General features: G+C 64.9%; 10 protein-coding genes and 1 riboswitch. Of the genes, 4 read left to right on the forward strand and 6 right to left on the reverse strand.

All coding sequences use genetic code 11. The features are described from left to right. Positions 1-16: 16 nt before the first annotated feature. Complete coding sequence (gene ribB / locus NKG59_RS01870; RefSeq protein ID WP_253534697.1) at positions 17-742, reverse strand: 3,4-dihydroxy-2-butanone-4-phosphate synthase; 726 nt, start codon at positions 740-742, stop codon at positions 17-19. A gap of 124 nt (positions 743-866) precedes the next feature. Continuing rightward, positions 867-1022: riboswitch (FMN riboswitch) on the reverse strand. Positions 1023-1122: 100 nt separating this feature from the next. Then, positions 1123-2346 (reverse strand): Zn-dependent hydrolase, encoded by a 1224-nt coding sequence (locus NKG59_RS01875; protein ID WP_301288029.1) that lies wholly within the window; start codon positions 2344-2346, stop codon positions 1123-1125. A 382-nt stretch (positions 2347-2728) separates the two neighbouring features. Here NKG59_RS01875 and NKG59_RS01880 point away from each other — a divergent pair, with 382 nt between their 5' ends. The 3 genes from NKG59_RS01880 to NKG59_RS01890 are packed head-to-tail and all read left to right on the forward strand — an operon-like array spanning position 2729 to position 5804. Then, a complete protein-coding gene (locus NKG59_RS01880; protein WP_253534699.1) occupies positions 2729-4048 on the forward strand; it encodes an MFS transporter in 1320 nt (439 codons plus the stop codon). Between the two features lie 23 nt (positions 4049-4071). Continuing rightward, positions 4072-4872, forward strand: coding sequence for a class II aldolase/adducin family protein (locus NKG59_RS01885; protein ID WP_253535667.1), 801 nt, complete (start codon positions 4072-4074; stop codon positions 4870-4872). A 5-nt stretch (positions 4873-4877) separates the two neighbouring features. Next, positions 4878-5804 (forward strand): 2-hydroxyacid dehydrogenase, encoded by a 927-nt coding sequence (locus tag NKG59_RS01890; RefSeq protein ID WP_253534700.1) that lies wholly within the window; start codon positions 4878-4880, stop codon positions 5802-5804. Here the strand turns inward: NKG59_RS01890 and NKG59_RS01895 are convergent. Then, a complete protein-coding gene (locus tag NKG59_RS01895) occupies positions 5798-6769 on the reverse strand; it encodes a LysR family transcriptional regulator (RefSeq protein ID WP_253534702.1) in 972 nt (323 codons plus the stop codon). The genes NKG59_RS01890 and NKG59_RS01895 overlap by 7 nt on opposite strands. Before the next feature lie 108 nt (positions 6770-6877). Between NKG59_RS01895 and NKG59_RS01900 the strand changes: the two genes are divergently transcribed. Continuing rightward, positions 6878-8572 (forward strand): glycosyltransferase family 39 protein, encoded by a 1695-nt coding sequence (locus tag NKG59_RS01900; RefSeq protein ID WP_253534704.1) that lies wholly within the window; start codon positions 6878-6880, stop codon positions 8570-8572. Positions 8573-8660: 88 nt separating this feature from the next. On the opposite strand, the gene NKG59_RS01905 is transcribed toward NKG59_RS01900, so the two are convergent. The 3 genes from NKG59_RS01905 to NKG59_RS01915 form a co-directional block, all read right to left on the reverse strand. Next, positions 8661-9095 (reverse strand): putative hemolysin, encoded by a 435-nt coding sequence (locus NKG59_RS01905; protein ID WP_253534706.1) that lies wholly within the window; start codon positions 9093-9095, stop codon positions 8661-8663. Positions 9096-9214: 119 nt separating this feature from the next. Next, positions 9215-10501 (reverse strand): ATP-binding protein, encoded by a 1287-nt coding sequence (locus NKG59_RS01910; protein WP_253534708.1) that lies wholly within the window; start codon positions 10499-10501, stop codon positions 9215-9217. Then, positions 10485-11216 (reverse strand): response regulator, encoded by a 732-nt coding sequence (locus tag NKG59_RS01915; protein WP_253534710.1) that lies wholly within the window; start codon positions 11214-11216, stop codon positions 10485-10487. The genes NKG59_RS01910 and NKG59_RS01915 overlap by 17 nt, the downstream gene beginning before the upstream one ends. Between the last annotated feature and the right edge of the window lie 78 nt (positions 11217-11294).

Raw genomic sequence — 11294 nt, forward strand, 5'->3', positions numbered from 1 at the left:
GCGGCCGGCTTCGGCTTTAGACGAAGCTGACCGCGCGCTCCATCTGCTCCCGATATTGAACGATGTCTTCAATGGTCAGCACCGGCAGGTTGTGCTGATCAGCGAAACGCACCGCTTCGTCCCTCCGTGCCATGGTGCCGTCGGGCAGCATCAGTTCGCATAGCACGGCAGCCGGCGGCAAGCCCGCCAGACGTGCCAGGTCGACCGAGCCCTCGGTATGGCCGCGCCGTGCCAGTACCCCACCCTCCTTTGCCACCAGCGGAAACACGTGCCCGGGGCTGACGACCGATTGCGTATCGGCATCTGCCGCGATGGCTGCGCGGATGGTCGTGATGCGGTCCGCCGCAGAGACGCCGGTGCTCACGCCCGTGCGTGCCTCGATCGACACCGTGAACGCCGTGCCGTACTGGCTGCGGTTGTCTTCCACCATCGGACGCAAGCCGAGCGATGCGCTCTTCTCGGCCGTCAGGCACAGGCAGACGATGCCGCTGCACTCGCGAATAAGCATGGCCATGCTGGCCTGCGTGAGCTTGTCGGCAGCGACGATGAGGTCGGCCTCATTCTCGCGGTCGGCATCGTCAAGCACGACAACAGGCACGCCCAACCGCACAGCGTCGAGCGCGGCGGCCATGCGCGCAGGCATGTCGGCCGGATCAAAGCGGGCATCGATGGCGTCAAGCATCACATTGCTGGCAGGCAATGCGGGCGGGTGAACTACAGGGGATTGCTGAGTGGACAACATGGAAACGCTCCTCGCAAGATTGGCGACAAGACGTTCCAGGGCAAGCAGACAAACACGCGCGCGCCATGCAGCGGCGCAGCCGGGCGCAAAGCCAAGCGCCCCTGTCGCACGGGCGTGTTGTTCCGCACATCTTCTTCCATCCGGACTCTGACCGTCGGCCCCGGCCTCTCACCGGATCTGCTGACCCTTGCATGCAGGCGCATGCAAGGCGCTCGCGGGCTCACGGACGCAAGGTCCGCATACCGCCGGTGGGGAATTCCACCCCGCCCTGAAGACGTACTGAACCGGCAGGATCGCCGGCAAGCGCAATGCTACCGCAACAAGTTGCAACGATTCGCCCCTACTGACGGGTCGGGCAAAGTGCTATCCCGCTATCTCGTTCACTGCGCCCGGGCCAACATGGCGTGCAGCAGCACATCGGCGCCGCGCGTCACATCTTCGGGTAGCGCATCTTCGGCTGCGTTGTGGCTCAGGCCGTTGACGCACGGGATGAAGATCATCGCCGTCGGGCAACGCTTGGCAATGTGGATGGCGTCGTGTCCCGCGCCGCTCACGATGCGCTGGTGCGGGTAGTCAAGTGCTTCCACAGCATCGGCCACCGCCTTCACGCAGGTCGCGTCAAATGGCGTGGCCGGGCTCACCCAGTGCTGGTCGATCTGCACAGCCAGGCCACGGCGCTCGGCAATGTCGGCAAAGCGCTCTCGCAGCGCGGTTTCCATCTCGGCGATGCGAGCGTCTTCGTGGTGGCGCAAGTCCACCGTGAAGGTCAGATCGGCGGCGATGGTGTTGCGTGAGGCATTGCGGATACCGATCTCGCCAATGGTCACGAGGCCGTACGGGGCAAACATCTCGACCAGCGTTTCCAGCGAGGCAGCCATCTCGGCGGCTGCGAACATCGCATCGCGCCGAAAGCGCATTGGCGTGGTGCCCGCATGTGCCGCCTGGCCCCGCACACGCACATCGAGCCAGCGGATCGCCTGCCCGCCCGTGACGACGCCAATCGGCACGCCGTTCTCTTCCAGGATCGGGCCTTGCTCGATATGCGCCTCGAAATACGCGTCGAACGGTGCCCCGGGGACGGCACGTTCGCCCGCGTAGCCCGTCGCCGCCAGCGCATCGGCCACCGAGACGCCCTGCGCATCGCGCGAGGCCAGTGCCTGTTCCAGCGGCATCACGCCCGCAAATGCAGCAGAACCCAACATGGCGGGCGTGAAGCGCGCGCCCTCCTCGTTGGTCCACACAACAATCTCGATGGGTTTATCGGTTTCGATACCCGCGTCGTTGAGCGTGCGCACGACTTCCAGCGCGGCCAGCACGCCGTAGACGCCATCAAAGCGCCCGCCTTCGGGCTGCGTGTCGAGATGGCTGCCGCTCGCCACGGTGCGGGCTTCGGCGGACTTGCCGGCGCGGTGTGCGAACAGATTGCCGACGCGGTCGGTGCTGAGCGTCATGCCCGCGTCCTTGCACCAGCGCGTGAACAGCGCGCGGCCAGCGGCGTCCTCTTCTGTCAACGCCAAGCGCCGCACGCCGCCCTTGGACGTGCCGCCAACCGCTGCCATTTCCATCAGGCTCGACCACAGCCGCGCCCCGTTGACCTTCAACATGTCTCCATTCCTTTGCATGCACGCCGACCGGCTCGGCGCATTCAGCCGTCTTTATCTGGCACTCGCAAAATGCGCGTCAAATTGCGAATCTTTATTCGGGCTATAAATCCAGCAAATACCACTGGCGCGAAGCGTGCATGCAGTGATGACCCGATAGCGCTTCCGCACCTCGATGACGCAAGAGCGCCCCGTGAACGCCCCATCCGGGGGCATAAGCCCGGCTAATACGGGGAATCAAAAATGCGAATTTGCCGCCGCCCACATCGATGCGCATAAATGGCGGCGTCGGCTGACGACCGACATCCCGCTTCCACGGCACAGACCGATGTTCGAACATCGGCGGCGCAGCAGCGGGACCACGCCCAAAAGAGGAGGACGCCCCATGTCAACGCCGCAACCATCCACCGCGACGCACCAACCCGTGCGTGCGGCCACCGCCGCCTTCATCGGCACCGCCGTCGAGTTCTATGACTACTACACCTACGCCACGGCCGCCGCGCTCGTCCTGGGTGAGGTGTTCTTTCCGAGCAGCAACCATTTCCTGAGCACGATGGCGTCGTTCGCGACGTTCTTCGTGGGCTTTATCGCGCGACCGCTCTCGGGCGCCGTGTTCGGCCACCTGGGTGACCGCATCGGCCGCAAGAAGATGCTGCTCGTGACGATGTTCCTGATGGGCATTGCCACCACCGGCATCGGATTGCTGCCCGGCTACGCGACCATCGGCGTGTGGGCGCCGATCCTGCTGGTGCTGCTGCGCGTGCTTCAAGGCATTGCGGTGGGCGGCGAATGGGGCGGCGCGGTGCTGATGGCAAGCGAGCACGCACCGAAAGCCAAGCGTGTGTTCTTCGCGTCGTTCCCGCAGATGGGTAGCCCCGTTGGGTTGATCCTCTCGTTGCTGTCGTTCCGCCTGGTGTCGTCGCTCGATCATGAGAGCTTCATCACGTGGGGCTGGCGCCTGCCGTTCCTGGCGAGCTTCGTGCTGCTGCTCGTGGGCGTAGCGATCCGCATGGGGGTGAAGGAATCGCCCGAGTTCGAGCGTATGAAGAAGAACAACGAAGTGCTCAAGAACCCGGTGGGCGAAGTGCTGCGCACGGCGTGGCGCCCCATCGTGCTGGCAGCCATGGCCACCACCATCGGCTCCGCAGGGTTCTTCTTCACCAACACGTTCATGATTTCGTACGTCACGACGTACCTGGGCATGTCGAAGGCGCTGATTCTCGATTGCCTGTTCATGGTGACGATCCTGCAGTTGGCGTCGCAGCCGGTGTCGGCGCTGCTGGCGCAACGCTACGGCGACACACGTTTCCTGACCTGGGCCGCATTCATCTCGATGTTCACGCCATATCCGATGTTCCTGCTGGTGAGCACGCAAAACCCCGTGGCGATGGTGGCAGGCATCACGCTGGCGGTGGTCACGCTGTCTGCCGTGTATGCCGTCATCGCCGGGTTCATGACGCCTGCTTTCCCCACGCGCGTGCGCTACTCCGGCATCTCGATCGCCTATCAGGTCTGCACCATGATCGCGGGCGGCACCACCCCGCTCATCGGCACGATGCTGGCTGAACGCTACAAGGGCGAATGGCTGCCGCTGGCGCTGTTCTTTACGGGGCTCTCCGCGATCTCGCTCATCGGCATCATCGGCCTGGGTCGGTATCGCGACGGCAGGCAGCCTGAAGAATCGGCTGCGCTCGCCACGAATTGATGTCCACCTCCATCCGCATTCCCATGGAAGCTCAACACGTTTCGCTGCACACGCCACGCCCTGCGGCGTTCTCTGAAATCGAATGGCAGGTCCGTACCGATCTGGCCGCGCTGTACCGGCTCGTCGACCATTTCCGCATGACGGACATGATCGACACACACATCACCGCGCGCCTTCCGGATGAGGATGGCCGCCCCGCCTTCCTCATCAACCGCTACGGCGTGCTGTTTGGCGAGATGCGCGCGTCGGATCTGGTCAAGATCGATCTGGACGGCAATGTCATCGACGAACGCGCCGATGCGGACCCGGAGCACTACGCCGTCAACGCAGCCGGTTTCACGATCCACTCAGCCATTCACGCAGCGCGCGACGACTTGCACTTCGTGGTGCACACGCATACGGCCGCGGGCATTGCGGTCTCGGCCCAAGAGCATGGTCTGCTGCCGATCAGCCAACATGCGCTCAAGTTCTACGGCAAGCTCGCGTATCACGACTACGAAGGCATCGCGCTGGACCTGGGCGAGCGCGAACGCCTCCTGCACGACTTCGGCCAGCACAAGGCGATGATCCTGCGCAACCACGGCTTGCTGGCCGGCGGCACCACGGCAGCGGATGCGTTCCACGAGATCTACTTTCTTGAACGCGCTTGCCAGGCACAGGTGCAGGCGCTGGCCGGCGGCACGCAGTTGCGCTTTCCACCTGAAGAAGTGCGTCAGCGCACGGCTGCTCAGTTCAATCGGGAAGAGTCCCCCGTCATTGCGCGCCGTGCATGGCTTGCGGCGCTGCGCTTGATCGACACCTCCCGCTCCGATTACCGGAGCTGACGCGCATGACGACCCTTGCCCTCATCAGTCGCGACTACGACATGTCGCACCTGGTGCCGTCCATCTTGCGCGCGGCGCCAGAGTTCGATGTACGCATGTACGGGGAACCTGCCGCGCAGGACGCGGAAATCGCTGTTTGCTGGAATCCGCCTGAAGGCGCCATCGCCGCAATGCCGCGCGTGCGCCTTGTGCACAGCATCGCGGCCGGCGTCGACAACATCCTCGTCGACCCCACGCTGCCTGCCGTCCCACTGTGCCGCGTGGTCGACCCACAGCATGCACGCGGCATGGCGGAATTCGTCACCTGGGGCGTGCTGCATTTCCATCGGCAGCTGGACCGTGTGCTGGCAAACCAGCGCAGCGCAACGTGGTTGCGGCCGGCACAGCAACATCCGTCGACCTGCACCGTGGGCGTGATGGGCCTGGGAGAAATCGGTTCGCACGTGGCCGAAGAACTGCATCGACTCGGCTTCACCGTACGCGGCTGGGCGCGCCAATCGCGCGACCTGCCCGGCATCGGCGTGTACTGCGGCCAGGCAGGCTTGCCGATGTTCCTTGACGGCACCGATATCCTGATCTGCCTGTTGCCGCTGACCGAAGCCACACGCGGCTTGCTCAACGCAGGCACGTTCGCGCAGCTCAAGCCCGGCGCCAAGCTGATTCACGTCGGGCGCGGCGAACACCTCGTCGCGCCCGATCTGCTCGAAGCACTGGAAGATGGACAGCTCGGAGGCGCAATCATCGATGTATTCCCCCACGAGCCGCTGCCCGCAAGCGCCCCGCTTTGGCGAGCACCCAACCTGATCGTTACACCGCACATGGCATCGGTCGCCAGCGCCGATACCATCGGCTTGCAAGTCGCGCAAAACGTGCGGCGCCTGCTCAATGGCGAGGCGCTCGCAAATGTGGTGGATATCAAGCGGGGTTACTGACCGCCCATCGCCCGCAAAGCGGTTTCGGGATAGCGCACATCAATAAAACGGTGCAGCGCTTCCAGAAACGCCGCTTCCGCCGCGCTGAACTTGCGGTCGGCCATCCACAGCAGGTGCATGTCGACATCGGCCACGCCGCCTTCGGGCGGCAGGCGCTGCAAACGGCCCTGCTCCACGTCGTCCTGCGCCACATGCTCGGGCAGGCAACCGATGCCAAAGCCCGCCACGATCAGCCGCCGCACTTCCCACATGCTCGACGACGAGCCGACCACCGGCCCGGTCAGGCCCATCTCATCGCGAAAGAACGTGAGCATCGAGAGCGGATCGCCGATCTTGTCGCCGGTGAACGAGACAAACTTTTCGCCCGCTAGGTCGGCAATCTGCACATCGGCGTTGCCGAAGAGCGGGTGATATTGCCCACAGAACAGGGCGTAGCGCTGGCGCAGGAACAACCGGTGCTCGATCTTCCTGGGCAGCGCCCGTTTGGGTGATAGGCCGAGCGTGGCCGTGCGCAATTCCAGGCTGCGCACCACGTCGGCGCTGCGCATTTCCTGGCATTCGAGTTCGATGCGCGGGTAGTCCCGATGAAAACGGCCGAGAAACGCGTCGTACTCCGGAAAATCCAGCCCGCTGACGATGGCCACGCGCACCATGCCGGCAATCTCGTGTCCGCCCTCGCCGCTGGCCTGCGACAGGCGCGAAATGGTGCCGTAGACCTCCTCGGCAATCAGGCGAACCTCTTCGCCCGCGCGCGTGATCTCAATGGGATTGGCCTGGCGGTCGATCAATTGCAGGCCGAGCTGGTCTTCAAGACGCTTGAGCGCCTGGCTCACCGCCGGCTGCGTCAGGTGCAGGCGCGTGGCGGCGCGGCTGATGCTGCGTTCCCGCGCAATGGCGAGAAACGTGCGGAGCAGGTTCCAGTCGAGGCGGTCGTTGAGGTAGGTGTCGAGCTTGGCCTTGCTCATGCGTCTTACAGGTGAGGTCAAAGACATTTGGCCAGGCTAACCATCCGCTAATCCGGCATCGACTAGAATCCTACCCTTTCCGACCGTGCCCGCGAAGTTCACCCCAGCATGGAATCCCGCCCAGTCTCCTCCCGCCGCTCGCCATGGATGGCGTTGCTTGTCGTCGCGCTCATCGCCGTGTTCCTCGCGCTGTGGACGGACGACCTGTTCCAGCGTTCCACCCTCTTCCGACCAGATGAAGGCCGCTATGCGGAGATCCCGCGCGAGATGGTGGCTTCCGGTGACTGGGTGACGCCCCGCCTGAACGATCTCAAATATTTCGAGAAGCCGCCCCTGCAGTACTGGACGACGGCCGCCACGTTCCAGGCATTCGGCGTCAATGCCTGGGGTGCGCGCCTGTGGCCAGTGCTGTTCGGCCTGGGCGGGATCCTGATGACAGCCTGGACGCTGGCGGTCTATCGCGGTGGGCGCGCGGCGGCAACCGGCGCGGCGATTCTCGCCTCGTCGCTGCTGTATCTGCTGTTCGGGCAGGTCATCACGCTGGACATGGGCGTGGGTTTTTTCCTGACGGTCGGCGCGTGCGGCTTCGCGCTGGCCCAGCGGCGCGGTGCATCGCGTCGCGGGCAGCTCGCGTGGATGCTGGTGGTCTGGCTGGCGCTGGCGGGCGCGACGCTCACCAAGGGCTTGATCGGGCTGGTCGTCCCGGGCTTGATCGGCATGGCCTACCTGCTGATGACGCGCGACTGGGCACTGATCCGCCGCATGCATTGGCTACCTGGCCTTGCGCTGTACCTGATCGCCACGGTGCCGTGGTTCGTCATGGTGCAGGAGCGCAACCCCGAGTTCTTCCATTTCTTCTTCATCCACGAGCATTTCGAGCGCTTCCTGACCAACGAGCACCATCGCAGCGGCAAGTGGTGGTACTTCATCGCGGTGGGCCTGGCTGGGCTGCTGCCGTGGACGCCGCTGCTGTTTGCGGCCATCGGCCGGCGCATGGGTCGCGTGGCCGATCTCTTCGTTGGCACGCGACAGTTTGACCTGATGCGCTGGTCGATTGCGTGGGCGGGAATGATTTTCCTGTTCTTCTCGGTATCCAACTCGAAGCTGCCGGGCTACATCGTGCCGGCCTTCCCTGCACTGGCGATTGCGCTGGCGCTGGCGCTGGAGAAGATGCCCACGCGCGCCGTTGCGTGGTCGCTGGGCGTCAATCTGCTGATCGCCATCGGCTTGTGGTTTGCGGTGCCGATGATCGGCGCCAAGGCCGGCGCGAAGATGCCCGCCGAACAGGTTGCGCTGGCCATGCCAGCGTTGCGTCAGGTGATGGCCATGCTGGCCGTCGGTACGCTGGCCGCACTCTTGGCGCTGCGCTGGCAGAAGCGCACCGTGGCCGTGATCGTGCTATCCATCTCCGCCCTGGTCTGCTGGGACCGCGTCCTCAACGCCAGCGAGATCTTCCGCGACGCACTGTCCGCCCGCGACGTCATCGAAAAGACGCTGAGCGCGACGGGCCCGATTCCGGCCGAGATGCCGTTCTACTCGGTCGAGTGGCTGGACCAGACCGCCATCTACTACCTCGGTCGCCCGATGACGCTGGTCTCGGGCTTTGACGAACTGGAAATGGGCGCTGGCCTGGAGCCGAGCAAGGTTGTCGCCACCACAGACGAATGGATCAAACGCTGGACCGACGGGCCACCCGCCTACGCATTCATGCGCCGCACCACTTGGCAGAAACTCCAAGACGCCGGCGTGCCCATGCGCCTGGTGGCCGAATCTGCAGACAAGGTGGTGGTGGCGCGGCGGTAAGCGCATCTCCAAACCATTCGCCTCCTCCAAACAAAAAGGGCCGCAATATCTGCGGCCCTTTTTTATTGCCTGCGGCAACTGCCGCGACTTACCACGTGCAACTACCGCGCAGGAACGCCCATTCCTCGCATTCGTCGCCGCCGGGGCTGACGCAGGTTCCAACGTCAGCCCCGTTCGCACGCGTGGAAAACTCAAGTTGGCCGCCGCGCTGCAGGCAATACGTGGATGCCGGATTCGCCATGCCCGGCGTTGCGCGCGGGGGTTCGGTGTCTGCGGCAGGCGGTGGAGCGTAGGCCGGCGGCTGAGACGGCGCCGGCTGCATGGCCGGTGACGGCGGCAGCGTGGTCACCGGCGCAGGTGCCGGTGCGGGCGGCGGCGCAGGCTGAATAATCGTGCGCGGCGGCTGCCACGGAGGCATCGGCGACGAGCAGGCCGCCAGGCCCGTCGCCAGCACACACGCGGCAACGGCGGCGGTTATGCGGGCTTGGCCGGCATCCTTGACGAGACAGACAGCGCGATTCATGCGTTTTCCTCCCGGAGTTCTGGTGAACGCACGCAACAAGCGTGCTTGCCTCGCCTAGGATAGCTCACGCAATCGCTTGCCCATGTGTCAGTCGGGCAATCAGTCGAGCGATCGGGCGATCAAGCCGCCGCTGTTGAGGCCGGAAACCGCATGGTGACGCGAAACCCCGGCGACGGCGCGTCCACATCCGCCGGCCCGACGGCGAGATCCCCGCCCAGGTGGCGCACCAGCCGATCGACGATTGCCAACCCAAGCCCGCAATGCGCATTGCCGCCACGCGCCGGATCCAGGCGCACAAAGGGCCGCATGACGCGGTCAAAGTCGGCAGCGGGGATGCCAGCGCCGTGGTCTTCCACCGTCAGCGTATAGCCGGTTTCGTCCGCCGCGGTGCGCACGTTCACCGGCTCCGCGCCATACGCGAACGCGTTGTCGAGCAGGTTGACGACGATGCGCTCCAGATGCGTCGGCTTGAGGCGGAAGCGGTCTCCCGCATGGAGATCGAGCGCGACATGTTTGCCGTGCTCTGCAAAGGGCTGCACCAGGCCGCGCAGATGGCGATCGACCGACACCTCGCGCGCCTCGCTGTCGCCGCTTTGCGCATAGGCGAGAAACTGTTCGACGATGGCCGACATGGACTCGACGTCGCGTTCGATACCGGCGCCAGCCTTCTGGTCGGCCAGCATTTCGGCACGCAGGCGCAGGCGTGACAGCGGCGTCTTCAGGTCGTGCGCAATGCCAGCCAGCATGGTGTTGCGCTCTTCGTCAGCGGCCGACAAGTCAGTTGCCATATGGTTGAACTGGTCAGTCAATTGCCGGAGTTCGTACGGGCCGCGCTCCTTGAGCGGCGCCACGTAGCGGCGCCGGGCTAACGCCCCGGCAGCATCGGCCAGCTCGCGCACGGGGCGCTGGATCTGCCACGCCGCAAACAGCGAGAACGCAATGGCAATCGCCAACACCACCATCACGCCCGGCACCACGGCCGAGATGGTGGGCGGCGCATGCACCCACACCAGGGGCATGGCAATCCACTTGTTGCGCTGCGAAAAGCGCACGAACACGCGGGGCGTGGGGCCCACTTCGAGCCGCAACTGCGTGTCGGATGGCAAACGGCGCGCAAGCTGTCGCACCAACTCCGCAGACTTGTCCGATGCCGAAGACGCGTCGCCCGAGGGCGGCTCATCAGTTTCGGTCACGAGATCGGGCAGTTTCACATGCAGATGGCCGTCCATCGCCGCCTGGAAGGCCTGCAACTGGAACGCCATCTGATCTACCGACGCCTGGAACTGCCGCTCGCGGCGCTCCGCGCGCAGCACGCCCAGCCACGAGAAGTGGCTCAGCACGAGCACCACCACGATCAGCACCGCCAGCCGGCCGAACAGCGTGTCGAATCTAGCCTTGAACTTCATTGGCCTCTTCCCGCTCGTCCGGCACGAAGGTGTAGCCGCGGCCGCGCACGGTCTGGATGTATCGCGGGCGCTGGGCGTCTTCTTCCAGCACGCGGCGCAGGCGCCAGATCTGTACGTCGATGCCCCGGTCGGACACACCGCTGCCCGGCCCGTACATCAGCTCGACGATGTGCTCGCGCGTGAGCACCTGCATCGCATGCCCGATCAGCAGCTTGAGCAGCGCGAATTCGGTATCGCTGATGGACAATGCGCTGTCGCCACGAAACAGCGTGCGCATGCGGAAGTTGAGCTTGAAGGGCCCGAAGCTGAAGCTGTCGCGGTCTTCTGGTGCGGAGGCCGGCACGGAAAGACGCCGGCGCAGCACCGCGTTGATACGGGCGAGCAGCTCGCGAGGCGAGAACGGCTTGCCGAGATAGTCGTCGGCACCGATTTCCAGGCCGATGATGCGATCGATCTCATCGCTGCGAGCGGTGAGCAGGATGACGGGCACGTCGTCGTTGCGGGCACGCAGGTCGCGCAGGGCGGACAGGCCGTCCACCTTGGGCATCATCAGGTCGAGCACGACAAGGGCCGGGCGCTCCCGTTCGAGCCGGGCGCCCAGCCCATCGCCGTCATGCAGCACGGAAACGGCAAAACCCTGCTGGGTCAGGTATTCGCGCAGAAGGTCGCGCAGTTCGACGTCGTCATCGACGACCAGGATCTTGGTGCCGCTCATCTGTCTGGTGGAGTGTCTGGTATGCGCAGGAAGGTGTGCTCATGATAGCGATTGTGGCCACCACGAATCGCGCGCGCT

The sequence above is a fragment of the Ralstonia chuxiongensis genome (genome assembly GCF_024158925.1).
GTDB classification, from domain to species: Bacteria; Pseudomonadota; Gammaproteobacteria; order Burkholderiales; family Burkholderiaceae; genus Ralstonia; species Ralstonia chuxiongensis.